Below are 24,745 nucleotides of genomic sequence, written 5' to 3' on the forward strand. Positions count from 1 at the left end.
GAGCAATCTAGATCGTTGTGCTTCGACTTCGCCGCCACACGCAACCGCGCCTTACCCGCCGCCCGGATGATGGCAAGCAACCAGGCGACCGTCGCCCGTGCTCTGCAGCAGCGGACGTTCGTTGCGGCACATGGAAGTGGCAGCCGGGCAGCGGGTGTGAAACCGGCAGCCGGAGGGTGGGTTCATCGGGCTCGGCAAGTCACCCTTCAGGACAAGCCGCTCGCGTCGTGCCCGATCGATACTGGGTATCGGCACCGCGGAACGGAGTGCCGTGGTGTAGTGGTGCCTGGGCGCCGCAAAGACCAGATCGGTCGGCCCGCTCTCCACGACCGATCCCAGATACATGACGGCCACGCGCGTCGAAATCTGGCGCACCACGGATAGATCATGGGCGATGAATACATAGGTCAGGTTGAACTCCTCGCGCAGATCGGCCAGCAGATTGACGATCTGGGCCTGGATCGAAACGTCGAGCGCCGAGACCGGCTCGTCGGCCACGATCAGCCTTGGCCTGAGCGCCAGCGCGCGAGCAATGCCGATCCGCTGCCGCTGGCCGCCCGAGAATTCGTGGGGATAGCGCGACGCGTGCTCGGGGGACAATTCGACCCAGCGCAGAAGCTCGGCGACGCGGTCCGTCATTTCCGATGCCGAGATGCGCTCATGGATGCGGAACGGATCGGCCAGCAGATCGCCCACCCGCCGACGTGGATTGAGCGAGGCGCTCGGATCCTGAAAGACCATCTGCATCTGTCGCCGCAACGGACGGAGCTGACGCTGGGACGCGTCGGTAATGTCGCGGCCCTCGAACTCCAGAGAACCGGAGGTGATATCGGTCAGACGCACCAGGCATCGGCCAAGAGTGGATTTACCGCAACCTGACTCCCCGACGATGCCAAGCGTTTCCCCGGGCCAGATGTCGAGCGATACCGTGTCGACCGCCTGGACCGTCCGGCGCTGCGCCGGGAAAATCGAGCGGCCGACGTGATAATGCTTCGAAAGATCTACGGCGCGAAGTAGCGGGCGCTCGCGTGGCGCAGCACTCATCGTTGCATTTCCACGCCGACAGCCTTGTGGATGTTGAATTGCTTGCGTCTGGCTTCCGGTAATACGCAGGCGGCGCGATGGCCGTCGCCACGCATTGTCGGGAGCTGGACCAGGCAGGCATCGTGGCGAAAGGCACAGCGCGGACCGAAGGCGCAGCCTTTCGGCAGGTCGGAGAGGGAAGGCGGAGCTCCCGGAATCGCGGCGAGGCGTACCGGACGCTCACCATCCATCGGCGGGATCGAGCCGAACAGTCCCCATGTGTAGGGATGCAGCGGCGTTCGGAACACGCTGCTCTTGCGGCCCTCCTCGACGAAGCGTCCGCCATACATGACCAAGACCCGATCCGCGACCTGGGCGACGACGCCAAGATCGTGTGTGACCAGGATCACCGCCGAGCCGAACTGATCGCGCAGCCGTCCGATCAGTTCGAGGATCTGCGCCTGCACGGTCACGTCCAGGGCCGTGGTCGGTTCATCCGCGACAAGCAGCGCCGGGTTGCACGAGAGCGCCATCGCAATCACCGCACGCTGGCGCATGCCGCCGGAGAGCTGGTGCGGATAGCCGTCGACGACCCGATCAGGATTGGCAATGCCGACCGCATCCAGCAACTGCACCGCCCTCGCCCGCGCCGCCCGCGCCGACACTTTCTCATGCGCACGCACCTGCTCGCCGATCTGGTTGCCGATCGTATGCACCGGGGTGAGCGCCGACATCGGATCCTGGAAGATCATCGCGACCTGGCGGCCGCGAATGGCATCGAGCGCACGCCGGTTGAGCCCGACGAGCTCCTGCCCCATGAAGCGGATTGAACCGGAGACGACGGCATTGGGGCTGTCGATCAGCCCCATGATGGCCAGCAAGGTCTGGCTTTTGCCGGAACCGGACTCACCGACGACACCGACGATCTCCCGCTGCTCGACGGCAAACGAGACGCCTGCCACAGCCCGCACCAGCCCCGCGTCGCTGCGGAAGGATACGGTGAGACCCTCGACGACGAGAAGGGGAGCGTTAACGGACATCGCGAGCCCTCGGGTCGATAAAGACGAAGACGACGTCGACGACGAAGTTTGCCATCACCACGAAAAACGAGGCGTAGATCACCGTGGCAAGGATCATCGGCAGGTCGAGGGTCTGCAGTGCCTCATAGGTCAATTTCCCGACGCCCTGCAGCCCGAAGACCACTTCGGTCAACAGCGCGCCGCCGCCGACCAAGGCACCGAAATCGAGACCGAACATGGTGACGAATGCCACCAGTGACGTCCTGAGGCCGTGATGCAGCAAAACCCGCCGCTCGCCGATCCCCTTGGCCCGCGCGGTGCGGATAAAATCCTCCTGCATCATCTCGATCAGACTTGCCCTCAGCACCCGTCCGTAAAGGCCGACATAAAGCGTCGCCAGCGTGAACCACGGAATGACGAGCGCCTTGAACCAGCCCCAGGGGTCCTGTGTCAGGGGGATGTAGCCGAGCGGAGGAACCCAAGAAAACAGCCAGGTGTCATGCCAGCGGCTCTGTGTCAGCAGATTGGCGACCTCGCCGAGCCAGAAGACCGGAACGGACACTCCAATCAGGCTCAGGATCATCAGCGCCCGGTCGATAAACGTGCCGCGCGTCGCCCCGGCGATCACCCCGACGATCAGTCCGCCCAACACCCACAGCACCGCCGCGCCGCCGACCAGCGACAGCGTAACCGGAATGGCGGCTGTCACCGCGGGAATTACGCGCTGCCCACGATTGACGAAGGAGGTGAGGTCGCGGCTGACGAAAAGCCGGTTCATCATCAGCCCGTATTGCACCGGCAATGGCCGATCGAGACCGAAATCGTGGCGGACCTGGACCAATGTCTCCTGGGACGCGTTGCGGCCGGCAATGCGCGCCGAGGGATCGGCACCGGGCGTTGCGAAGAAGATCAGGAAAGCGACGACGCTGATGCCGAACATGACCAGCACCATCTGGCCGAGCCGAAAACTCATGGCGGCAAGCACTAGATGCCCCTCGGCGAGGATTTCGGATCGAGCGCATCGCGCACGCCGTCGCCCAGAATGTTGAGAGCCAGCACAGTGATGACAATGGCAAGCCCGGGCGCCAGCGCCACGATCGGCCTGGAATAGAGCAGGCCCTGACCGTCCTGGATGATCGTGCCCCAGCTGGCGTCCGGCGGTTGCACGCCGATCGACAGAAACGACAGCGAGGATTCGGTCATCATGTTGAGTGCCAGGATCAACGGCACGAAAACGATGATGCGCGTCACCACATTTGGCATGACGTCGCGCAGCAGGATGCGCCAGGGCGACGCACCAAGCCCGATCGCCGCGGTGACGAATTCGGCCTGCATCAAGGTCAGAACATGGCCACGGATCGGCCGTGCCACATAGGGCACATAGACGATGCCGATGATGAAGATCGGCAGCCACAGGCTGCCGGAGCGAATTTCGAACGGACCGATCTGAATGCTCTGCGCGATCAGCACGATCGACAGGGAAATCGCCAGCAGGAAAACCGGGAACGCCCAGAGCACGTCGAGAATACGCGACAGGCCGACGTCGACAATGCCGCCGAAGAACCCGGAAACAACCCCCAGAAAGGTCGCCAGGACGAGGCACAGCACAGCCGCAGTGCCCGAGATCAGCAGCGAATCCCGCCCGCCATAAAGCAGTCGCGCCGCGACGTCACGGCCCTGATTGTCGGCGCCGAGCAGATACGGCCCGATCCGCCAGGTCGGCCCAATCGGCGTCATGCCGAGGCCAAGGCCTTCGGTGGAAGCCTGCAGTACCGGCTGGGTCACCCCATCGATGACGATCTCGCCGTTGAGATTGGTTACGAAAGGATCCGTGTGGGCGATGTATTGCGCATAAAGCGGAGCCGCCAGCGAAGCGATGACGATGACGACGAGCACACCGAACGCCGCTATTGCCGAACGATCGGCTTTAAGCTTGCGCCATGCCGTGCGCCATGGGCCAGCGGCGGCCTGGCGGACCGGGGCGGCAGGCTGGTCCGCAATGACATTGACCATGAACGGGGGACCATAAACGGGATTGCCTGGCAAAAATCTCGACGTGGAAGATGCGCTGATCCGGCGGAAAAGGAAATGCGACGGAGCGCCGGTGGCACTCCGTCGCATTGGCTCGAGGGGATCATTCGACCCAGGACTGGCTGACGATCCAGTAGAATTGCGGGCTGAAGGTGAAGTTCTTCAGCCTGGAAGAGACGACATCGACCCGCTTGGGTGTGAACAAAACAGCGACCGGGGCCTTGTCCGTCACCGCCTTGTCGATGGCCGTCCAGAGTGTTGCGCCCTTGGCTGGGTCGGCGATGGTGGCTGTCTCTGCTTCGGCCATCGACGCGTCGATCGATTTGTCGCAGAACCCGGAAATGTTGACCGAGGCGTCCGAGCCCGGCGTGAATGAGGCACAGCTGAACAGCACTTCCAGAAAATTGGATGGCGCCGGGTAATCCTGGAACCATTGCGAGACCGAGATCTGCACCTTGTTGTTGGTGTTCTGGATGTAGGTGAACTGGATGTTCTGCGAGATCGGCTTGACCGATGTCTTGTAGCCGAGCTGGTTGAGCACGTCCTGCAGATAGACCCCGATCGACTTCGAGACGCTGCTGTCCTCGGTGATGATCGTCACCTCCTGACCAGCAGTTCCCGATTCAGCAACCAGTTGTTTGGCCTTGTCCATATCCGGCGCCGACCACTTTTCGCCCGGATTGGCGGTGAATGGGCAATAAGGCGCGAATGACGGGAAGCCCGGCGGCAGGATCTGGCAAGCCGGCTGCGCCAGATTGCTGCCGCCAAAGAGCTTGATGATCGCGGCGCGGTCGATGGCGAGGTTCACCGCCTGGCGAACACGGATGTCGTTGAACGGCGCCAGATTGTTGTTCATCGGCGCATACCACATCGCCATCAGCGGATGCACCGTGACCTGCTTGGCATATTTTGTGCCGAGTTCGCCGAGACGGTCCGCCGGCGGCGGATCGAACATCCAGTCCGCCTGCCCGTTCTCGACTGCCGTCACCGCCGCTTCGTCGGTGAGGCCGAATTCATAGTCGATCTCGTCGGGATACCCTGCCGGCTGGGCTTCCTTGCTCCATTCCTTGAAGTGAGGATTGCGCACCATTTTCATCAGCTTGTTCGGGTCATAGCTCGCGATCATGTAGGGCCCAGTGCCCGGGATCGGATCAGTGCCGGCATCCTTGAGCGGCGCGCCCGCCGGCAGGATCGCCGCGTGCGGAATGGCGATCTTCTGCAGGAACTCGGCATCCGGCTGGACCAGGTTGAAGGTGATCGTTCCGGCTGCGTCGTCAACCGACAGGCCGCCATCGAGGGTGCATGTCGCCGGGGTTTTCAAACACGCATCGGCGCCGACGATGCCGTTGTAGAAGGTCCCGGCCGTCGGCCCGCTGATCTTGAAGATGCGCTGGAACGAAGCCACCACATCCTTGCTGGTGACGTCCGAGCCGTCGGCGAACTTGATGCCTTTGCGCAGCTTGAAGACGTAGGTCTTGCCGCTGTTTTCGACCTTCGGCAGGGTTTCAGCGAGGTCCGCGACCACCTCGAAGCCGGTCTTGTCCCCGGCCTTTTTGTAGGTCACCAGACCATCGTAGAGAATATAGTTCATCTGGAAAAACTGCAGCGTGTAATTGATATGCGGATCGGCGGTGCCGGCAGCGGCGTTGGCCAGCAAGCGGAGCGTGCCGCCAAGCTTGCCTTCCGCGGCCAAGGCACTGCTCGGCGGCGACACGATCGTCATGCCGAGCAGAGCCAGGCCGGGTATCAACGCTGCCAGTGCCTTTTGGGCTGCAAGTGCCTTTTGGGGTCGCATGGCTGTGTTTCCTCGTGGAAAGCGTGTCGACTGGCCACGCTATACGCAATCGACGACCGCGGCGTGGCTGGAAATGATCTGGGTCGCGGGTGGTCTCCGCACCTTCGCCCAATCGCAAAAGACTACGACCAGCGAAGCCGAGCAGGATAGCTATTAAGATAGATAGGTCGGAGAGGCCAGCCTTAAGCCTATTTATTGGGCAAGCGGGTGACATGGCTATTTGACAAGCAATGGCCAGCGGGTAAGCTTGTCGCATGCAGGGCTTTTCAGGCGATCTAGAGAGCCGGTTCCGAACGGGAATGAGCATCGACGCCGCCATGGCGGTGGCGACCGATGTGCTGGAGCCCGTCGGTTTCACCTCATTCATCTATGACTATACGCCCGTGCCGGTCAGCCATGAGGGCGACCTGATCACCCCGTCGCTGATGGCTCTGCACAACGTGCCGCGCGACATGCAGGATCTCTGGTGCAAAGGCGGCTATTATCAGCTTGACCCGGTGCAGGAAGCCGCGCTCGCCGTATCGAGGCCGTTCCTCTGGTCGCACAAGGGCGTTCAGAGCACCGTCATGCAGCATGTGCTTCGGTCCAGGCATGATCCGGTGATCAGCTATCTGCTCGATACCAGGATGACCTGCGGCGTCACCGTGCCCATCCGTCTTGCCGGTGGGGATCTGGCCACCTTCACCGCGATCCGCACCGACCCAGAGCCAGGGTTCGAGGCCGAAGCAAGGCAGTTAATCGCCGAAATCGGCGATCTGGGCCATCTCTTGCACGACTCCGTCTACGCCGGTTTCGATGCCGGCATCCGCACCTGCCCGTACGTCCACCTGACGTCGCGCGAGCGCCAGTGCCTGCGCCTCGCCGCCGCCGGACTGACGGCCAAGCAGGTCGCGCGCGAGATTGGCCGCGCGGTGCCGACAGCAACGCTGCATCTCAACGCGGCGACACGCAAGCTTGGCGCGCGCAACCGCTTCCACGCCATCGCGCTGGCTGCCCACTACCGGCTGCTCGAGCCGGAGCATTGAGGCTCTCCGCCTGAGGGCTCCTCCCGCCAGGGCAAACCTATAAATAGTGCTAGCTGTAAATGCGCCGGGCCGCTTAGTACCGTCGGCCGCAAACAAGGCTTGGGAGGGTCCGTCACTTTGGTTCCTGCCAGCCAGGACCCGGAGCTTGGGACTGTGACGGCACATGCGACCACCGAAGGATTCAGCGACTACAGGGGCTACCGCACCTGGTATCGCGTGATCGGAGATCTCAACTCGGGCAAGCTGCCATTGGTCGTCGCTCACGGCGGGCCGGGCTGCACCCACGACTATGTCGATTCGTTCAGGGAGCTTGCCGATACCGGGCGGGCCGTCATCCACTACGATCAGATCGGCAACGGCAAGTCGACCCATCTGCCCGACAAGGGCGGCGACTTCTGGACCGTCGATTTCTTTTTGGGCGAACTCGATGCGCTGCTCGCTCACATTGGCATTGCCGAGCGTTACGCCCTGCTCGGCCAGTCCTGGGGCGGCATACTTTCGGCCGAACATGCCGTGCGACGCCCTGCCGGGCTCAAGGCATTGATCCTGGCCAATTCGCTGGCCTCAATGGCGCTATGGGTGGAAGGCGCGCTGCAATTGCGGGCCGGGCTGCCGGCCGATGTGCAACTCGCGCTTGACCGGCACGAGGCAGCCGGGACCACCGATCACCCGGATTATGTTGCGGCAACCAAAGCCTTCTATGACCGCCACGTCTGCCGGGTCCTTCCAACGCCGCGGGAGGTCGCCCGGACATTCGCGGCAATCGACGCGGATCCGACGGTTTATCACACCATGAACGGACCCAATGAATTCCACGTCATCGGCACGATGCGGAACTGGACCATCGTCGAGCGCCTGCATCTGATCGAGGCGCCGACGCTGGCGTTCCGCGGATTTTACGACGAAGCGACCGAAGCCTGCGTCCAGCCCTTTCTCGATCGCATCCCGGACGTGGAAGGCATTGTCTTCCCGAATTCCAGCCACATGCCGCATGTCGAGGAGAAGGACGATTGCCTCGCCGCCGTCGGACGTTTTGTCGCCAAATACGATTGAGGCCCATGCCCCACAGCGGCCTGTCTTTGCGCAAGCTGATTGTGCTGGGCTTAGCCAATCGAGTTGCGCGACGGAGCACAAAACTGCGCCGAAGGTCGGCTGGAATGAATCTTGCGTAGTTAGACCGGCCGCATCGGATCTGGCTCGAACATATGAACCTCATCAGCGTCGACATAAGAATGCTCCGATCGCTGCAGTGCGTCGCGGAAACCGGCAGCATTACTGAGACGGCGCGGCGCCTCAGCCGCTCGCAGCCCGCCATTACCCTGCAGCTACAGCGGCTCGACGTGATCTGCGGCTGCAATCTGTTCCGTCACGATGGGCGCAAAATGGTGCTCACTTCCGATGGCAGACTGGTGCTTTCTTATGCAAATTCGATCCTGCGTCTGCACGACGAACTGCTCTCGCGCCTCTCATCGCCCGATATCGAAGGTCAGGTGATCCTCGGCACCCCCGACCTCTACGCGGCCTATTTGTTGCCGTCGATCCTTGCGGTATTCCAGCGTGCCTTCCCGCGCGTCCAGGTCCAGCTTCACTGCTCGCTGTCGACGCCGCTGGTCGGACAGGTCCATCGCGGCGAAATCGACATCGCGCTGGTCACGCGGATGAACGACTTCATCGGCGGGCGAGTGGTGCGTCAGGAACAGCTCGTCTGGATCACCGGAGAACACTCGACGGCGCATACCGAGACACCTCTGCCTCTGGCGCTGCTTCCGCCGGGCAACATCTATCGCGATCATGCGATAGAGCACCTCGAAGTGGCGGGCCGCTCATGGCGGATCGCCTGCGTGAGCGAGAGTGTCAGCGGGCTCCAGGCGGCGGTGTTTTCAGGCATGGCCGTAACCGTGCTCGGCCGCAGCGCACTCGTTTCGGGCATGCGCGAGATCGTGGCTAGCGGCGACTTTCCCACGCTGCCCAAAGTTGACCTGCTGCTTTACAAGGCGCAGGGCACGACCAAGCCGGCGGCCAAGGCGCTCTATGACTACCTGTCGCACTACCTCGATATTAACCGGGAGATCGGCGCTGTGGTGATGCCGGACATGCGCGAACCCGAATCCGAAAGGCCGCTCAACGAAGGTTGAGCGGCGGCCATTCCTCCGTCCAGGGTCGCACTTCCTCAAAGGCTCCCGCGAGAGCGATGATGGAAGTCTCGCGCATCCATGGTGCGATCATCTGAACGCCGATCGGCAGGCCCGAAGAATCACGTCCGCACGGGACCGTCGCGGCCGGCAGGCCGCACAGATTGACCGGCCACGTGAAAGGCGACCAGCCCAGATGCGCGTCGACCGGATGCCCGTCGATGCAGGACGTGCCGAGCGTGCCGGCCGCGAAGGCGGTAACCGCAACTGTCGGCGTAAGCATCACGTCGACGGTGCGGAACAGTTCGACGAATTGGTTCCGGAGCCGGGAGCGCAGATGCGTCGCCTCCATGTAATCAGCGCCGCTGTAGGTGAGGCCTTTGTCAAGAACGGCGCGGAACTCCTCGTCCGAGTCGAGAAATGCTTCCGCGCCGCGATCACCAACCGATGCCGCTTGTTCAGTGAAGGCGATCGGATTGAGCACCCTGTCGAGAATATCCGGGTCGAGGGCGAAGGGAACCTCGACGAGGTTGGCGCCGGCGGAGGCCAGAATGTCGAGTGCGGTGGCGAACGCCGCACGCACTTGCGGATCGACCGGCGCATACCCGAAATCGACCGAAAAAGCGACGCGCAGACCCATGACCGATGGCGGAATCCTGGAGTACTCCTGCGGCTTCAGGGCGAGCGAGGCGGCGTCGCGCACATCATAGCCCGCTATTGTCTCGAGCAGCAGAGCAGCGTCCGCAACCGTGCGCGCTATTGGACCGGTGTGCGCGAGCGATCCCCATGATGGCGGAAAGAAGCCGGGCGCGCGCGAAACGAGGCCGTAAGTCGGTTTAAGGCCGAAGACCCCGCAGAAGGAAGCAGGTACGCGGATCGAGCCGACGCCATCGGTTCCAATTGCCAGCGGACCGCAGCCGGCGGCGACGCCCGCAGCAGCACCTCCGCTGGAGCCGCCGCTGGTTCGCTCCAGCGACCAGGGATTGCGGGTTATGCCGCTGACGGGACTGTCGGCAGTGAGCTTGTAACCGGATTCGCAGGTGGTCGTTTTGCAGGTTACGATGGCGCCGGCGTCGCGTAGACGGCGCACGACATGGGCATCGACTGGCGGCACGAAGCCGGCAAATGAGGGCGCGCCCGCCTTCGCCGGCTTGCCGGCGACGAAGATGAGATCCTTGACGGTGACGGGAACCCCTGCCAGCGGGCGGGTTTCGGCGCTTTTTCGGTAACGCTGCGCGATCACCTTGGCTGCGGAAACAGCCTCTTCGTAGAGATCAGTCACAACGATATTGCAGACCGCATCCGTGCGGCGGAGCGCACACACCGTGTCTTCGATCACATCAACGGGGTCGAAACGGCCCGCCCTGTAGCCGGCGACCATGTCGACGGCAGAGAGACGCGCAAGATCGCCCGGCGCACTGGCTACGCCGACATTGACTGGAATCATGGTCATGAGCCCTCCCGGGCCGGACTCGCGCGGCCGAACCACGCCGGCCGACCGCTATTTTGTTGCACTTTCGTCGGCATTCCGGAGCGCTGCGGCGACCGCGCGTCGCGCCATGACCATTACGAGATTGGCGCGATATTCCCGATCCGCATGGATGTCCGAATTCAATCCCGACGGATCCAATGACACGCGGCTCAGCGCATCCGGATCGAACCGCTCCTGCAGCGCCGTTTCGATGTCGGTTGCCCTGAACACCGACGAGGCTGCACCGGTGACCGCGACGCGCACCTTTCCGGCCGTTCGTGCGACGAACACGCCGACAATCGCATAGCGCGATGCAGGACTGCGGAATTTCGCATACGCCGCCATGTCGGGAACCGGGACGCGGAAACCGGTGACGATTTCGCCAGCTTCGAGCGCAGTCTCGAACATATCGACGAAGAACGCGTCGGCGGGGATCGTCCGTTCGATCGTGATCACGGTTGCATCAAGAGCGAGGATCGCCGCAGGATAGTCGGCGGCTGGATCGTTGTTGGCGGCCGAGCCGCCGATCGTGCCACGATGGCGGACTTGCGGATCGCCGATGTGCGCGGCGAGCGAAGCCAGTCCAGGTATATGTGTCCGCACCAGCGCTGAGGAGGCGACGTCGCAATGGCGAGCCATCGCGCCGATGACCAGAACGCCTTCATCGAACGCTATCTCGCGAAGTGCTGCGACCGCCGAAAGATCGATGATCGCGACGGGCGCGGCTAGGCTTTGCTTCATGGTGGGCAGCAAGGTCATGCCGCCAGCTAGGATCTTGGCGTCGTCATGCTCGGCAAGCAGGGCAGCCGCTGCCACGGTCGTTGCAGGCTTCAGATAGTCGAAGGATTTCATCGAAGCCGCCTTATTCGGCTGCGAGCGCGGCGCGCGAATTGCGGATGATGTTCCAAATCTTGTTTGGCGTCGCAGGCATGTCGACATGGGTGACGCCCAGGGGCTGCAGGGCGTCGACCACGGCGTTGATAACGGCAGCCGGCGAACCGATAGTGCCGCATTCGCCACATCCCTTCACGCCCATCGGCGTGTGGGTGCATGTCGTTGAATGCGGGGCAACGACTATCGCCGGAAAATTGTCGGCACGCGGCATACAGTAGTCCATGAAGGACCCGGAGAGCAGTTGTCCGGAGCTTTCATCGTAGACACCGTGCTCGAACAGCGCCTGGCCGACACCCTGTACGATACCGCCCTGCAACTGGCCCTCGACGATCATCGGATTGATGATCGTGCCGACATCATCGACGGCGGTGTAGCGCTCCAGCGTCACCATGCCGGTATCGGGATCGATTTCGACCTCGGCGAAATGCGCGCCACCAGGATAGGTGAAGTTGACCGGGTCGTAGTAGGACTGCTCCTCGAGGCCGGGCTCAAGGGTTTCCAGCGGATAGTCGAAGGGCACATAGGCCGCGCCGGCGATCTCCGTGAACGTTTTCTTGCGGTCGGTTCCGGCGACCGAAAACTCTCCCGCGTCGAACATGATATCCTCAAGATCGGCCTCGAGTTGGTGCGCGGCGATCTTGCGCCCCTTCAGGACCACCTTGTCGGCGGCTTTCGAGAGCGCCGCTCCGCCGACCACAAGCGAGCGCGAGCCGTAGGTGCCCATCCCGAACTGCACCTTGGCGGTGTCGCCGCAGACGATGTCGATGTCTTCGAACGGCACGCCGAGACGATCCGAGACGATCTGCGCGAACGTCGTTTCGTGGCCCTGGCCATGATTGTGGGTGCCGATCAGCACAGTGACCGCGCCGGTCGGGTGCACGCGCACCGTCGCGCTTTCGTAAAGCCCGCCACGTGCGCCGAGGCTACCGGCCAATCGCGATGGCGCCAATCCGCAAGCCTCGACATAGGTGGACAGGCCGAGGCCGCGATATTTGCCGCGGCCCGCCGATTCCAGCCGCCTCTGCTCGAAGCCATCCGCATCGGCGAGCTTCTCGGCCCTGTCGAGGCAGCCCAGCGGATCGCCGCTGTCATATTCGACGATGACCGGCGTCTGGTAGGGATAGGCCTCGGTCGGGATCATGTTGCGGCGGCGGATCGCGCGCTTGTCGATGCCCATCTCGATCGCCGCGACGTCGACCAGTCGTTCCAGCACGAAGGTCGCCTCTGGCCGTCCGGCGCCGCGATAGGCATCCACAGGAACGGTGTTGGTGAAGACCACCTTCACCGAGCAATGTATAGCCGGCATACGATAGACGCCCGATAGCAGCGGTGCGTAAAGGTTGGTCGGGATGTTTGGTCCGAAGGTCGAGAGATAGCCACCCATGTTGGCGAGTGTGCGCACCCTGAGTCCGAGAAACTTGCCACTCTCGTCGAGTGCCAGCTCGGCCTCGGTGAAATGATCGCGGCCTTGGGCGTCTGAGACGAAGCCTTCCGATCTCTCGCAAACCCACTTGACGGGTTGCCCGAGCTTTGCGGCGGCCCAGGTGACGACGGCTTCCTCGGCATAGTGGAACTGCTTGACACCGAAGCCGCCGCCGACATCGGGCGCCACGACACGCAATTTGTGCTGAGGAATGTGGAGCACCAATTCACCCATCAGGAAGCGGACCACGTGCGGAAATTGGCTCGTCGTCCACAGCGTGTGCTGGCCGGTCGCGAAATCATATTCCCCGATCGCCGCACGCGGCTCCATTGGATTGCCGATTAGGCGGTTGTTGACGAGTTCGATGCTGGCGACATGTGCCGCGTCGGCGAACGCGACCTCCACGGCAGCGGCATCGCCCAGCTCCCAGTCGCAGCACAGATTGTCGGGAATGTCGTCGTAGACGGCGGGCGCACCCGGCTGCAACGCGTCGACCACGCCGACCACGGCAGGCAGGATCTCGTACTCGACCTCGATCGCCTCGACCGCGGCGCGCGCCTGCTCCAGTGATTGCGCCACGACGAAGGCGACGGCATCGCCGACGTGCCGCACCTTGCCATGAGCGATCGGCGGGTGCGGCGGCTCCTTCATCGGCATGCCATCCTTGCCGTGGATGCCCCAGCCGACCGGCAGCCCGCCGACATTGTCGGCTTTCAGGTCTTCGCCGGTATAGATCGCCGCCACGCCCGGCATGGCGCGGGCGGCAGTTGCATCGATCTCTCCAAGCCGGGCGTGCGCATGCGGCGAGCGCAGGAACGCGCCAAAAAGCATGCCCGGCCGCTTGATATCGGCGACATAGTTTCCGCGCCCGGTGACGAAGCGCAGATCCTCCTTGCGCTTCGGCGCCGCGCCGATGCCAACCACTTTTGACATGTTCATGAGCCCCTCACTTTGCCCGCGCGCATGGCGGCGGCGCCGGCGATCACCGATTTGACGATGTTGTGGTAGCCCGTGCAGCGGCAGAGATTGCCCTCCAGCCAATCGCGCACCTCCGTTTCGGTTGGGTCGGGATTGCGTCCGACAAGGTCGACCGCGCTCATCAACATCCCCGGCGTGCAGAAGCCGCATTGCAGCCCGTGGTTTTCATGGAAGGCCTGCTGCATCGGATGCAGCTTCGCCTGTCCGGCGCCCGCCAGGCCTTCAACCGTCGCTACTGAACCGCCATCTGCCGAGACTGCCAGCATGGTACAGCTTTTCACCGACTCGCCGTTGAGATGCACCACGCAGGCACCGCATTGGCTGGTGTCGCAGCCAATGTGAGTTCCGGTGAGCGAGAGCTGCTCGCGCAGGAGATCGACCAGCAGCATCGCCGGATCGATCGATACGCTGACCGGGCGTGCATTGAGCGTGAGATTGATTTCCATGGTGTGCTCCGGGCTAGGCAAGCAAATGCGCGCGGTCGATCAGCCATGCGGCAAGGACGCTATCGCCGACGTCGAATGGATTCTCGAAAAAGCGGCGTTCCGGCACATAGGCGACGAATTCCTCCTCGCCCGCAGCGTCCAGCATCACCTTGACGAAATTGCCCTGGTATTCGATGCCGAGGATCGTCGCCGGCACCGAAGCCATGTCCTGCTCGGAGAGCGTTGTGCCCGTGCGGAACAGTTCGACGTCGTCGCGCCGCACCGCGATGTCGATCGCCTGGCCGGCCTCCAGCCGGACGCCGGCGCGCATCGGAATCGTAATGCCGTTGATTTCAGGGCTCGCGATCATAGCGCGCGTGCCATTAATCCTGCCGACCTTGCCACTGAGCACATTCTGCCCACCAAGGAATTCCGCGACGTAGCGATCCTTCGGCGCAGCATAGATTTCACGCGCCGGACCAGACTGCTTGATCTTGCCGTTTTCCATGACGACGACCATGTCGGCGAGCGCGATGGCCTCGAGCTGCGTATGCGTGACATGGACGAAGGTGATGCCGAGTTCGCGCTGCATGCGTCTCAGCTCGGCGCGCATCCTGATGCGGAGATGCTCGTCGAGCGCCGAAAGCGGCTCATCGAGCAGCAACACCCGTGGTTCGGTAATGGCAGCGCGGGCGAGCGCCACGCGCTGCTGCTGACCGCCGGAAAGCTGCGCCGGGAGACGGTTGGCAAACTCGGCCAGCCGTACCTTCTCGATCATGGCGTCAGTCCTGGCGTAGCGCTCGGTCTTCGAGAGCCCACGGACCCTGGGCGCGAAGGCTATGTTGTCGCGAACCGTCAGATGCGGAAACAGCGCGTAGGACTGGAACATCATCGCCGTACGGCGCTCGACCGGTGGCAGGCCGACGACACTTTCGCCGCCAATCAGGATCTCGCCAACGGTCGGATCCTCGTGGCCGGCGATCATACGCAGGATCGTGGTCTTGCCGCAGCCCGAAGGGCCGAGAATGCAGCAATAGGCGCCGTCCGGAATTTTCAGATTGACGCCGTCGACCGCATAGCTGAAGCCGTCATAGCTCTTGGCGACGCCGGCGATCTCAATATGACCCATGCCGACCGTCATGCGCCGGCTCCCACGAGAACGGGCGGGCGGCTCCTGCGCCGCTTCTGGATGAAGGCGATCGTGCCCAGACTTGCCCCGATGACGAGAAAAGAGACGATCGTGGTGACGGTGCCAAGCGCATAGAGTGCCGGCGAAGTGATGTTCAGCGTCATGCTCCAGATCTCCAGGGGCAGTGTATTGAGCGAGCCGGCGGTCTGCAGCGTCCGGGCAAATTCGTCATAGGAGAGCGTGAAGCCGAACAGCGCGACGGCGACAAGGCCGGGCGCCAGCACCGGGATCACGACGAGCCGGATCGCCTGCCAGGGCGAGGCGCCAAGGTCGCGCGCCGCTTCTTCCCAGGCATGGTCGAAGCGCGACATGACGGCGAACATGACGAGCACGCCAAAAGGCAACGTCCATGAAAGCTGCGCACCAAGCGCCGAGGTGAACAGGCTTGCCTCGATACCGACCGCGTTGAAGATGAGTCCGACGCCGATGCCGAGCACCAGGCCGGGAGCGACCAGGCTGCCGATCATCAAATAGAAGACGGTCGTGTCACCGGCGAAGCGTTTGCGAAAGCCAAGTCCGGCCAGGAAGGATACGACCACGGTCAGCACCGTGACCACGATCGCAAGCTCGAACGAGCGCTCGAAGGAGCCCTTGACGTCGCCGGTGCGGACCTGCGTGAACAGGTCGACGAACCAGTGCAGCGAGAGACCCTTGATCGGGAAGACCAGCCCGCCGCGCAGATCCTGGAAGGAAAGAATATAGATGCAGGCCATCGGACCGTAGAGCGCCACCAGGTAGAGCGTGAACAGGGTGGCAAGCACATAGAAGGTCCACGGCCGGCGTCCACTGGCCGGGGCAATCGCCCGGCTCCTGTGCGCCGGCACGCTTGCGGCGATGGTCGGGGCCATGCTCATCGCGTGATCTCCTTGCGGATGTCGACGAAGCGCAGGATCAAGCCGACAGTCAGCACGAGAACGACGGTGAGCAGCACTGCACTGGCCGCGGCGGTCGGATATTGCAGCACCGAGATGTCCTCATAAAAGGCGCCGGCGACAGAGGCAGAGCCGCCGCCCGACATTACCTTGACCACGAAGAAGTCGCCCATGACGATCGAAATCACGAAGATCGAACCGAGCGCGATACCGTTCTTGGACAGCGGCACGATGATCAGCCGCATGATATCAAAGCGGCTGGCGCCAGCGTCGAGCGCCGCCTCGACGACGCGCTTGTCGATCCGGCCCATGGCGTTGAAAATCGGCACGATCATGAAGATGGTGAGCTGGTGGACATAGGCGACGACCACCGCGAAGCTGGAAAACAGCAGGAATTCGAGCGGTTGGTCCATCAGACCGATCTTGAGCAAGGCCTCATTGACCAGCCCCTCCTTGCCCAGCAAGGGGATCCAGGAAATCATCCGGATAATGTTGGAGGTCCAGAACGGCACTGTGCAGAGCAGGAACAGCCCGAGCGCAAGCAGCGGGTTCCTGACATGGAAGACAAGGAAATAAGCGACGAGGAAGCCGATCACCAGGCTGAAAAACCACGTCAGCACGGTGAACTTGATGGTCTCGTAATAGAGATTGAACGTCAGTTCCGAGGTCAGTATCTGCGTGTAGTTTTCGAGATTGAACGCCGGGAACAATCCGCCGAAGCCATCGGTTTCGAAGAAGCTCGCTGCCACCACTGCAACCAGCGGTAGCACGAAGAACGGGATCAGCACGACGACCAGCGGGGCAACATAGGCCCACCCGGCCAGATTTCGCTTGAACGCAACGCTTTGTGTCATCGCCGGACTCCGAGGATTTTCGGATGAAGGTGTGATCGGGCAAGGCGCCCGATCCGGTTGCGGCGACGCCGGTCACGCAACCTTGAAGTCGTTCCAGCGCTTGTTCATGTAGGCCGCCTCGTCCATCAGCGTGTTCCAGCACGAGATGTTCTTGACCCGCTCGAGGAAGGAGCCGCCATCGCGCACCGTACCCGTCTTCTCCATCGGAGTGCCGTAGGGGTCCTTGACTTCATCCGGCGCCGGCTTGCCGTCGTACCAGTAGTCCCATTCGGCGGCGGTGAGGAACGGCTTGGCGGTGGACGGCACCGGGCTGTAGTAGCCGTAGCGGGCGACGAAAGCGCCCTGCCAGCCGGTGTAGTACCAATTCATATACTCGTAGGCCGCTTCAAGCTTCTTGCCGGTGAGGTGCTTCATCAAGCCCATCCCGTTGCACCAGCCGCGATAGCCTTCCTTGTCGCCCTTTTTGTTGACCGGCGCGTAGACGCAAGGGATCTCCTTGACGCGAACCGTGGCAACCGCTGGCGACCACATCGACTGGATGATCACCTCGCCGGCCGCCATGAGCTGCACGGATTGGTCGAATGTGGTCCAGGTGGCGCGGAAATGCCCCGACTTCTTCAGCTCGATCAGCTTGTCGATAGTGAAGTCGATCTCTTCCTTGGTCATGTTTCCCTTGTTGCCGTACTTGATCAGGTCGGCACTCTCGAAACACAGGGCGGCGTCCATGATCCCGATCGCCGGCACGTCGAGGATCGCCGCCTTGCCCTTGAACTTCGGGTCGATCAGTTCCTTCCACTCGGTAACCGGATGGCCGATCAGATCAGGACGGTAGCCGATCGAATCCGCATTGTAGACTTGCGGCAGGAATGTCGCCCATTCGGTGACGCCGTCGTGGAGATCGGTCGCGTCGGGCGTCTCGATATACATCGCTTCGTACGGCGAAATGCCCTGGCGCGACACCACTGCGCCGTCGATCTCACCCTTGGTGAAGATCGGCAGGATATTATCGAACTCCTTGATCTTGTTGATTTCGATGCCTTGGATCACGCCGCGTTTGGCGGCGAGCTTGGCCTGCCAGCCTTCGAGGTCGGCGATATCGACCGAATTCGGCTGGGTGATGAAGCGGTTGATGGCAGCGGAGGTGTCGAGATTCTGCATCGTCACTTTCAAGCCGAGATCCTTGGCCGCCTGGTCGCCGATCGCCTTGACGACCGAGTACGAAACGCCGACGTGGCGCAGTTCGATGTCCTTGATCTCCTGGGCCCAGATCGTCGGAAAACCGCCGATCGCTCCGGACCCTACGGCGGCCCCGGCAGCAGCCGCGCTGCCTTTGAGAAACTTTCTTCTTGTCAGTGTATTCGTCGGCTCTTTCACCTGTTTCATGGTCAAACCCTTCCCCTGCATGCCGAGCCTGTTGTCGGCAATCCACATTCTTCGATGTCCGGCTTTATGCTGGAGGGTAGGATATATTTTTTGCGCAGCCCGCCAAATTAGAAGTGAAAATTCCAATTATAAGCAGGGCAAATCTGCCGCCGATATGCGCACCGGCAAGCGCCGTTCTCCCAAAACATATGCAAAAGCGCAGATTCCCTCCTCTTTCCTGCCAGAATATTCAGCAAGTTGGCAATTCCCGTAGCGCGCAGACTCGCAGCCACCGGGCGAAAAATAATTTCAAGGCACGTTCACCGTGATCTGGACGAACGGAGGGGACCGTGAGGGAGCCGCAATATCAAAGAGAGGATGTCCGCTCAAGCGAGCTCTGCCGAAAAGGAGCCGCCCGATTGTGCCCCCAATCTCTCCGCGATTAGCCTCGATGGCCGCGCTCTATCGAGAAAAACCGTGTTGCGCGCCACTTGCCGGCTACGGCCGAGGCCCGCCGGCGCGCCGGTATTCGGATTGACATCGAACTTCGGAAAATTGCTCGAAGAGATATCCAGCCGCAGCCGATGGCCGGCACGGAACAGATTGGCAGTCGCAAATAGCTCGATGCGAAGCCGCATGATCTCTCCAGGCTTCACGAGTTCGGCTCTTTCGAATGAGCGCCGGAAGCGGCAGCGGAAAATCCCGTCGGTCAGGTTCAGGGCAAAGCCCGTCGGATAGTCGGCGCTCGGTGGATGGACGTCGATCAGTTTCGCGGTGAAGTCGGTGTCTGGCGCATCGGTCGTCGCCCAGAGATCCACCGCCACCCTTCCGAGCACGGTCAAATCGTCGGCAAGCGGCTCGGTCTCGAAGGAGAGGACATCGAGACGGGCGGAAAGCGGCAGTCCGAAATTGCGGCAGCCGAAGAACCTCTCGTCCTCTCGCTGGTCGAAGCCGCCCCCTGTGAAGATCGGCTGACCGCTGGTCAGAGCGCCGCCAATGGTCGGGACCGGGTCGGCGGGATCGAAATCATAGCTTAGCGCGGCGGCGTCGGGCGCGGGAAAGGCCTCCGAAAGCCTGCCGTTGGGGTGCAGGTAGTAGGTTTGCTCGGTCATGTCCGGCAGCGGCCACCGCTTGGCTTTGATCCAGCGCCCGCCGTGATCGAGACGGCCCGTTTCAGTTTTCGTGCCCTTTCCCCCGCCCATGACAAAAAGGCGGATCGGCTCCTCGTCGAGATTGTCCTCCGGCCCGCTCCTCAGCCAGCGATCGAACCAGCGGCGACGAAACTCCAGCCAGCTCGCCGCCACATTGCCGCCGAGCGGAGCGTTCGGTCCGAAATCGACGTCGCCGGCAAAGGTCAGATTGCGATCGCCGTGCAGACCCGGACCCATGATCAAGGCGAGCGGCCGTTTGCCATTGCGTGCAAGGCCGGCGAAATTCTCGAACGTCGTCGGGACATAGACGTCGAACCAGCTCGAGATCAGGGCGATCGGAATGTGGGGAATGGCGTCGTAGAAGCCCGCTGCATGAATGCCGACCTGCTTCCAGAAGCCGTCGAAGGTCTCGTGCCGCCACTGCTCCAGCAGGTAAGCCTCGTAGTCCGGAGCCCAGCGGAGCGGGGAACGGCCCTCAGACCAGGGCATTTTGCCGAACCAGCGATGCAGGTTTTCCGCTTCGAGCGCCTTCCGGGCCAACTCGTCGCCGGCGGCGACGGCGCTCTCGCGGGCTTCCCGGTAGGCCCAGGTCGCCTGTTTCAGCTCGAACGCGCCGCCTTGGCGGATGCCGCAGGTGAAGGCGTTAGAGAATCCGCCGGAATCGAGGATCATGGTTGCAAGAGCCGGCGGCGCAAGGCACGCCGCGGCCATTTGGGTATGCGCAGCATAGGAAAGGCCCATGGTGCCGATCCGGCCATTGCACCAGGGCTGGGCTGCGATCCATGCAAGCGTGTCGTAGCCGTCCGGACCTTCGGAGCGATATTTGACGAACTCGCCTTCCGAGCCGTAGCGGCCGCGGCAGTCCTGGTAGACGACGATGTAGCCATGGCGCACGAAATGCTCGGCGACCGTCGCGCGATCCATCGGTTCGGTCATGCTGACCTCGAGTTCGGCGCGCGATGCCATCGCCTTGCCATAAGGCGTCCGCTCAACGATGACGGGAGCTGGCCGGTCCAGCGCGCGGCCTCCCCTTGCCGGTCGGTAGACGTCGGTCGCCAGTCTTACCCCATCGCGCATCGTCACCATGATATCGCGGCAGAGGACCATGTCATCGGTCACGGACTGGAACGCCTGGAGGTCGGTCATCTCAAAAAATTCCAAGGCGTTCAGGCGGCGGCGTCATTGAGGTGGCATGCGCTCTTGTGTCCGGCAGCAACCACCTTCAGTCGGGGCGCTTCGGTGCGGCAACGAGGCATCGCGTGCGGGCAGCGCGGGTGGAAATGACATCCGCTCGGCGGCGAGAGCGGGCTCGGCAATTCACCCTTGATCGCGGCAAAGCCGCGTTTGGTGGTTTCGATCCGCGGCACCTCGGCGAGAAGCGCCTGCGTATAGGGATGGTTGGCCCGTGCAAAGATCTCCTCGGCCGGAGCCTCTTCGACAATGCGGCCGAGATACATGATCGCCACCCGATCGGAGATGTGCTCGACCACTCCGAGATCGTGGCTGATGAACAAGTAAGTGAGGTTCAGCCTCTCGCGCAGGTCCATGAAGAGATTGAGGATTTGCGCCTGGATCGAGACGTCCAAAGCGGCAACGGCCTCATCGCAGACGAGAAATTCCGGCTGCACGGCGAGCGCGCGGGCAATGCCGATCCGCTGGCGCTGGCCGCCGCTGAACTGATGCGGAAAGCGGTGTTTTAGCGCCGGATCGAGACCGGCACGCCGGAACTGTTGATCGACAAAGGTACCGAGATCGCCCTCAACCAGCCCGTGTACGCGCGGCGCCTCGCTGACGATATCGGCCGCTTTGCGGCGCGGATTGAGCGAGGCGTAGGGATTCTGGAATATCATCTGAACGCGCAGCTTGGCCTCACGCCGTTCGAGCGGCGGAAGCGCCTTCAAGTCCTTGCCGCGCCATGATACCGATCCCTTGCTGGGCGCCACGATGCCGGCGACGATCCGGCCCAGTGTAGACTTGCCGCATCCCGACTCGCCAACGAGGCCCAGAACCTCGCCCCTGCGAACGGCGAGGCTGACACCGTCGATCGCCTGCACGCTTGCCGTCGGTTTGGCGAGTTTGAACGAGATCGCCAAACGGGCCGCGAGATCCGGCCGCGTGCCGAAGCTGTGAGAAATCTCGTTCAGCTCGATCAGCGGCGCCATCCCGCTAGAACCCGCTGAGGAGCTTTGAATGTCTGCCGCAATCGGAGTGGAGGGGATCATACGCGGAACTCCGGCAAGGGATGAACGCAGCGGTGCTCGCGCGGGCCAGCAGTGAGCAGAGGCACCGCCTGGGCACACGCCGCGTCGGCGCGCGCGCAGCGCGGGGCGAAAGCGCATCCGGCCGGCAGCCGCGCAACACTGGGCGCCATTCCCGGGATCTGCCGAAGCCGCTCGCCACGCCGGTTGCGGCTGGGAACGGAGTCGATCAGACCGGCGGTATAAGGGTGCAACGGACGGGCGAGAACGTCCGACACCGGGCCGGATTCGACGATGCGGCCCGCATACATCACGGCGATCCGGTCGGCGAGCCGCGAGACGACGGCGAGATCATGCGTGATCCAGATCAGCGACGTGTTGTTCTGCGCCACGAGCTTTTGCATCTCGGCGAGAATCTGTGCCTGGATCGTAACATCGAGCGCGGTGGTCGGCTCGTCGGCGATGATGAAGTCCGGCCGGTGCAGCAGCGCAATAGCGATAACGACGCGCTGGCGCATGCCGCCGGAAAACTGATGCGGATAGGCCTGCAGCCGCTCATCCGGACTCGGGATCCCGACCATGCCGAGCGCGTCGCGCGCCCGCGCCCTGGCGTCCATGCGCGAGACGTTTTCATGCGCCTGCACCGCCTCGATCATCTGCGTGTCGATGCGCAGGACCGGGTTCAGCGTCATCATCGGATCCTGGAAGATCATCGCCATGCGGCGCCCGCGCAACGCTCGCATCTCCTCGCGGCTGGAGCGGGTGATGTCGCGGCCGTCGAAGACGATCTGGCCGCCGACGATCGTGCCTGGCGGATCGACAAGGCCGATGATGGAAAAGCCGGTGACCGATTTGCCGGACCCGCTTTCACCGACGAGACCCAGAACCTCGCCTCGCGCGACGCTGAACGAGACGCCGTCAACGGCTTTTGCTTGTCCGAAATGGGTCCTGAGATCGCGGACTTCGAGCACGGTCGCGTTCATTCGCGCCCCCGCGGGTTGAGCACGTCGCGGAGCCGATCACCGACGAGGTTGATCGCAACCACGGTAATCAGCAGCGCCACGCCGGGATAGAAACTGATCCACGTCATTCCGGAGAGCATGTACTGATAGCCGTTGGCGACCAGCAGGCCGAGACTGGGCTCGGTGATCGGCACACCGAGGCCAAGAAAGGACAAGGTCGCCTCCAGCGAAATGGCGCGCGCCACCTGCACCGTTGCGATCACGATCAGCGGCGGCAGGCAGTTGGGCAGAAGATGGACGAACAGAATGCGCCATCGCGGAATGGCGAGCGACTCTGCCGCCTCCATGTATTCCTTGCGCCGCTCCACCAGCGCCGTGCCGCGCGCGGCACGTGCATAAGTCGCCCATTCGACGATCACCAGCGCGAGTACGACGTTGAGGATTCCCTTGCCGAGAAAGGCAAGGATCATCAGTGCAACGAGAATGGAGGGGAAGGAGAGTTGCAGATCGACGACGCGCATGATCGCCGTCTCGGTCCGACCGCCGAGATAGGCGGCGAGCAGGCCTAAAGAGGCGCCGAACAGCGCGGCGAAAAGTGCCGAGCTGACGCCGACGCCGAGCGATATGCGCAGACCGTAGATGATGCCGGAAAGCATGTCACGGCCCTGGTCGTCGGTGCCGAGCCAGAAAATCATGCCCGTCATCGATTGCGAGCCGGGCGGCAGGCGGCTGTCCATGATGTCGAGCTGGTTGAGGTCGTAGGGATTTTGCGGCGCTATAAGTGGCGCGAGCAGCGCCAGCCCAATGATCGCGGTCAGCAGCACGAAGCCGGCAATGGCGGCAGGCGAGCGGAAGAATGCCCGCACGAGCACTCGAAACGGCGCCTCTTCACCCTTCTCGGCCTCGGTAGGCATCGGTGGCGGCAAGGTGTCGACGCTCATGTCACGGTCCCTCGCCCTGGAGCCGCACCCGCGGGTCGAGTGCCGTATAGGTCAGGTCGACGACGAGATTGATGATGACGAAGAAGGCGACGATCGCCATCAAGTATGCGGTGATGATCGGACGGTCGAGCACGTTGATGCTGTCGATGATCAACTTGCCCATGCCAGGCCAGCTGAACACGCTTTCGGTGACGACCGAGAAGGCGACGATGGAGCCGAATTCCAGGCCGATGATGGTCACCACCGGGATCATGATGTTCTTCGAGACGTGGACGCCGATCACGCGCGTTTCCCTGAGGCCCTTGGCCCGCGCGAACTTGACGAAATCGAGCGGCAGGACTTCGGCGACGCCGGCGCGCGTCAGGCGCAGAATGAGGCAGGCGTCAAACAAGGCGAGGTTCACCGCCGGCAGGATCAGGTGGGCAAGGCCGTCTTTGGTCAGGAACGCCCATTGGACACCGAACAGTTCGGCGGTCTGGCCGCGCCCGCCGCTCGGCAACCAGCCGAGCTGCACGCCGAAAAACATGATCAGGACCAGCCCGACCCAGAAGGTCGGCAACGAGAAGCCGAGGATGCTGACGGTCATGATGACGCGGCTCAAGATGCCATCCGGCCGCAGTCCGGCATAAAGCCCGAGCGGCACGCCGACGACGATGGCAATGAGAATGGCAGAGACGGCCAGTTCGAGTGTTGCCGGCAGTCGCTGCAGGATCACCCTGATCGCCGGCTCGTTGTAGACGTAGCTCTCGCCAAGGTCGCCATGCAGCGCTGCCCAGAGGAAGCGGAGGTACTGCTGCCAAAGCGGCAGGTCGAGCCCGAGTGCCTGGACGACGCGCGCGCGCTCGATCTGATCGGCGTCGGGCGAGATCAAAATGTCGACGGGGTCGCCGATGACGTTGATCGCGATGAAGACAATGACCGTCATGGCGAGCATGACCATCGCGGCTTGGAGCAGCCGGCGCGCGACGGCTGCGGTCATGGCATCGCTCCGCAGCCTGAT

21 protein-coding genes are annotated in these 24,745 nt (G+C 62.8%); 3 read left to right on the forward strand and 18 right to left on the reverse strand.

The annotated features are described in order from the left end of the window. Nucleotides 1–51: 51 nt before the first annotated feature. The 5 genes from AC0L3O_RS04765 to AC0L3O_RS04785 all read right to left on the reverse strand — a co-directional run bounded on the left by AC0L3O_RS04765 (nt 52) and on the right by AC0L3O_RS04785 (nt 5,868). Nucleotides 52–1,044 carry an ABC transporter ATP-binding protein gene (locus tag AC0L3O_RS04765; protein WP_473614954.1) on the reverse strand — a complete coding sequence of 331 codons (993 nt, stop codon included), beginning with the start codon at nt 1,042–1,044 and terminating at the stop codon, nt 52–54. Continuing rightward, entirely contained in the window at nt 1,041–2,063 is a 1,023-nt protein-coding gene (locus AC0L3O_RS04770; RefSeq protein WP_128171846.1) for an ABC transporter ATP-binding protein, read from the reverse strand. The genes AC0L3O_RS04765 and AC0L3O_RS04770 overlap by 4 nt, the downstream gene beginning before the upstream one ends. Further along, a complete protein-coding gene (locus AC0L3O_RS04775; protein ID WP_287171680.1) occupies nt 2,053–3,015 on the reverse strand; it encodes an ABC transporter permease in 963 nt (320 codons plus the stop codon). The genes AC0L3O_RS04770 and AC0L3O_RS04775 overlap by 11 nt, the downstream gene beginning before the upstream one ends. Before the next feature lie 11 nt (nt 3,016–3,026). After that, the gene (locus AC0L3O_RS04780; RefSeq protein WP_473614956.1) at nt 3,027–4,055 is read right to left on the reverse strand and encodes an ABC transporter permease; all 1,029 of its coding nucleotides are present in this window, start codon (nt 4,053–4,055) and stop codon (nt 3,027–3,029) included. Between the two features lie 121 nt (nt 4,056–4,176). After that, on the reverse strand, nt 4,177–5,868 hold the full coding sequence (locus tag AC0L3O_RS04785; protein WP_473614957.1) for an ABC transporter substrate-binding protein: 1,692 nt from the start codon (nt 5,866–5,868) through the stop codon (nt 4,177–4,179). A gap of 299 nt (nt 5,869–6,167) precedes the next feature. Here AC0L3O_RS04785 and AC0L3O_RS04790 point away from each other — a divergent pair, with 299 nt between their 5' ends. The 3 genes from AC0L3O_RS04790 to AC0L3O_RS04800 all read left to right on the forward strand — a co-directional run bounded on the left by AC0L3O_RS04790 (nt 6,168) and on the right by AC0L3O_RS04800 (nt 9,028). Then, on the forward strand, nt 6,168–6,893 hold the full coding sequence (locus AC0L3O_RS04790; RefSeq protein ID WP_287226316.1) for a LuxR family transcriptional regulator: 726 nt from the start codon (nt 6,168–6,170) through the stop codon (nt 6,891–6,893). Between the two features lie 153 nt (nt 6,894–7,046). Beyond that, nucleotides 7,047–7,946 (forward strand): proline iminopeptidase-family hydrolase, encoded by a 900-nt coding sequence (locus AC0L3O_RS04795; RefSeq protein ID WP_287226318.1) that lies wholly within the window; start codon nt 7,047–7,049, stop codon nt 7,944–7,946. Between the two features lie 152 nt (nt 7,947–8,098). Next, nucleotides 8,099–9,028, forward strand: coding sequence for a LysR substrate-binding domain-containing protein (locus AC0L3O_RS04800; protein ID WP_023800431.1), 930 nt, complete (start codon nt 8,099–8,101; stop codon nt 9,026–9,028). Here the strand turns inward: AC0L3O_RS04800 and AC0L3O_RS04805 are convergent. The 13 genes from AC0L3O_RS04805 to AC0L3O_RS04865 form a co-directional block, all read right to left on the reverse strand. Further along, a complete protein-coding gene (locus AC0L3O_RS04805; RefSeq protein ID WP_023800430.1) occupies nt 9,015–10,478 on the reverse strand; it encodes an amidase in 1,464 nt (487 codons plus the stop codon). The two genes, AC0L3O_RS04800 and AC0L3O_RS04805, sit on opposite strands and share 14 nt — an antisense overlap. A gap of 48 nt (nt 10,479–10,526) precedes the next feature. Next, nucleotides 10,527–11,348 (reverse strand): FAD binding domain-containing protein, encoded by an 822-nt coding sequence (locus AC0L3O_RS04810; protein ID WP_128171840.1) that lies wholly within the window; start codon nt 11,346–11,348, stop codon nt 10,527–10,529. 10 nt (nt 11,349–11,358) lie between these two features. After that, nucleotides 11,359–13,746, reverse strand: coding sequence for a xanthine dehydrogenase family protein molybdopterin-binding subunit (locus tag AC0L3O_RS04815; RefSeq protein ID WP_128167606.1), 2,388 nt, complete (start codon nt 13,744–13,746; stop codon nt 11,359–11,361). 2 nt (nt 13,747–13,748) lie between these two features. Further along, nucleotides 13,749–14,237: a (2Fe-2S)-binding protein gene (locus AC0L3O_RS04820; RefSeq protein ID WP_023800427.1), complete on the reverse strand. Its 489-nt coding sequence runs from the start codon at nt 14,235–14,237 to the stop codon at nt 13,749–13,751. 13 nt (nt 14,238–14,250) lie between these two features. Continuing rightward, nucleotides 14,251–15,357 carry an ABC transporter ATP-binding protein gene (locus AC0L3O_RS04825; protein WP_128167576.1) on the reverse strand — a complete coding sequence of 369 codons (1,107 nt, stop codon included), beginning with the start codon at nt 15,355–15,357 and terminating at the stop codon, nt 14,251–14,253. Further along, the gene (locus tag AC0L3O_RS04830; protein WP_023800425.1) at nt 15,354–16,253 is read right to left on the reverse strand and encodes an ABC transporter permease; all 900 of its coding nucleotides are present in this window, start codon (nt 16,251–16,253) and stop codon (nt 15,354–15,356) included. Before AC0L3O_RS04830 ends, AC0L3O_RS04825 begins: the two co-directional genes overlap by 4 nt. 2 nt (nt 16,254–16,255) lie before the next feature. Then, nucleotides 16,256–17,131: an ABC transporter permease gene (locus AC0L3O_RS04835; protein ID WP_473534942.1), complete on the reverse strand. Its 876-nt coding sequence runs from the start codon at nt 17,129–17,131 to the stop codon at nt 16,256–16,258. Between the two features lie 72 nt (nt 17,132–17,203). Further along, a complete protein-coding gene (locus tag AC0L3O_RS04840; protein WP_473614959.1) occupies nt 17,204–18,514 on the reverse strand; it encodes an ABC transporter substrate-binding protein in 1,311 nt (436 codons plus the stop codon). A 365-nt stretch (nt 18,515–18,879) separates the two neighbouring features. After that, nucleotides 18,880–20,790 carry a CocE/NonD family hydrolase gene (locus AC0L3O_RS04845; protein WP_473614961.1) on the reverse strand — a complete coding sequence of 637 codons (1,911 nt, stop codon included), beginning with the start codon at nt 20,788–20,790 and terminating at the stop codon, nt 18,880–18,882. Nucleotides 20,791–20,810: 20 nt separating this feature from the next. After that, a complete protein-coding gene (locus AC0L3O_RS04850; RefSeq protein ID WP_091597380.1) occupies nt 20,811–21,806 on the reverse strand; it encodes an ABC transporter ATP-binding protein in 996 nt (331 codons plus the stop codon). A 56-nt stretch (nt 21,807–21,862) separates the two neighbouring features. Then, a complete protein-coding gene (locus AC0L3O_RS04855) occupies nt 21,863–22,825 on the reverse strand; it encodes an ABC transporter ATP-binding protein (protein ID WP_091597382.1) in 963 nt (320 codons plus the stop codon). Then, on the reverse strand, nt 22,822–23,745 hold the full coding sequence (locus tag AC0L3O_RS04860) for an ABC transporter permease (RefSeq protein ID WP_473614962.1): 924 nt from the start codon (nt 23,743–23,745) through the stop codon (nt 22,822–22,824). Before AC0L3O_RS04860 ends, AC0L3O_RS04855 begins: the two co-directional genes overlap by 4 nt. A 1-nt stretch (nt 23,746) precedes the next feature. Beyond that, a complete protein-coding gene (locus AC0L3O_RS04865; protein ID WP_287218166.1) occupies nt 23,747–24,724 on the reverse strand; it encodes an ABC transporter permease in 978 nt (325 codons plus the stop codon). Nucleotides 24,725–24,745 lie beyond the last annotated feature (21 nt).

It is taken from the genome of Mesorhizobium sp. WSM4810, from assembly GCF_055811235.1.

Bases quoted from the DNA above. Each gene is read 5' to 3' on its own strand.
- AC0L3O_RS04765 (WP_473614954.1), bottom strand. From the start codon at position 1,044: ATGAGTGCTGCGCCACGCGAGCGCCCGCTACTTCGCGCCGTAGATCTT.
- AC0L3O_RS04770 (WP_128171846.1), bottom strand. From the start codon at position 2,063: ATGTCCGTTAACGCTCCCCTTCTCGTCGTCGAGGGTCTCACCGTATCC.
- AC0L3O_RS04775 (WP_287171680.1), bottom strand. From the start codon at position 3,015: ATGAGTTTTCGGCTCGGCCAGATGGTGCTGGTCATGTTCGGCATCAGC.
- AC0L3O_RS04780 (WP_473614956.1), bottom strand. From the start codon at position 4,055: ATGGTCAATGTCATTGCGGACCAGCCTGCCGCCCCGGTCCGCCAGGCC.
- AC0L3O_RS04785 (WP_473614957.1), bottom strand. From the start codon at position 5,868: ATGCGACCCCAAAAGGCACTTGCAGCCCAAAAGGCACTGGCAGCGTTG.
- AC0L3O_RS04790 (WP_287226316.1), top strand. From the start codon at position 6,168: ATGAGCATCGACGCCGCCATGGCGGTGGCGACCGATGTGCTGGAGCCC.
- AC0L3O_RS04800 (WP_023800431.1), top strand. From the start codon at position 8,099: ATGAACCTCATCAGCGTCGACATAAGAATGCTCCGATCGCTGCAGTGC.
- AC0L3O_RS04805 (WP_023800430.1), bottom strand. From the start codon at position 10,478: ATGACCATGATTCCAGTCAATGTCGGCGTAGCCAGTGCGCCGGGCGAT.
- AC0L3O_RS04810 (WP_128171840.1), bottom strand. From the start codon at position 11,348: ATGAAATCCTTCGACTATCTGAAGCCTGCAACGACCGTGGCAGCGGCT.
- AC0L3O_RS04815 (WP_128167606.1), bottom strand. From the start codon at position 13,746: ATGTCAAAAGTGGTTGGCATCGGCGCGGCGCCGAAGCGCAAGGAGGAT.
- AC0L3O_RS04820 (WP_023800427.1), bottom strand. From the start codon at position 14,237: ATGGAAATCAATCTCACGCTCAATGCACGCCCGGTCAGCGTATCGATC.
- AC0L3O_RS04825 (WP_128167576.1), bottom strand. From the start codon at position 15,357: ATGACGGTCGGCATGGGTCATATTGAGATCGCCGGCGTCGCCAAGAGC.
- AC0L3O_RS04830 (WP_023800425.1), bottom strand. From the start codon at position 16,253: ATGGCCCCGACCATCGCCGCAAGCGTGCCGGCGCACAGGAGCCGGGCG.
- AC0L3O_RS04835 (WP_473534942.1), bottom strand. From the start codon at position 17,131: ATGACACAAAGCGTTGCGTTCAAGCGAAATCTGGCCGGGTGGGCCTAT.
- AC0L3O_RS04840 (WP_473614959.1), bottom strand. From the start codon at position 18,514: ATGAAACAGGTGAAAGAGCCGACGAATACACTGACAAGAAGAAAGTTT.
- AC0L3O_RS04845 (WP_473614961.1), bottom strand. From the start codon at position 20,790: ATGACCGACCTCCAGGCGTTCCAGTCCGTGACCGATGACATGGTCCTC.
- AC0L3O_RS04850 (WP_091597380.1), bottom strand. From the start codon at position 21,806: ATGGCGCCGCTGATCGAGCTGAACGAGATTTCTCACAGCTTCGGCACG.
- AC0L3O_RS04855 (WP_091597382.1), bottom strand. From the start codon at position 22,825: ATGAACGCGACCGTGCTCGAAGTCCGCGATCTCAGGACCCATTTCGGA.
- AC0L3O_RS04860 (WP_473614962.1), bottom strand. From the start codon at position 23,745: ATGAGCGTCGACACCTTGCCGCCACCGATGCCTACCGAGGCCGAGAAG.
- AC0L3O_RS04865 (WP_287218166.1), bottom strand. From the start codon at position 24,724: ATGACCGCAGCCGTCGCGCGCCGGCTGCTCCAAGCCGCGATGGTCATG.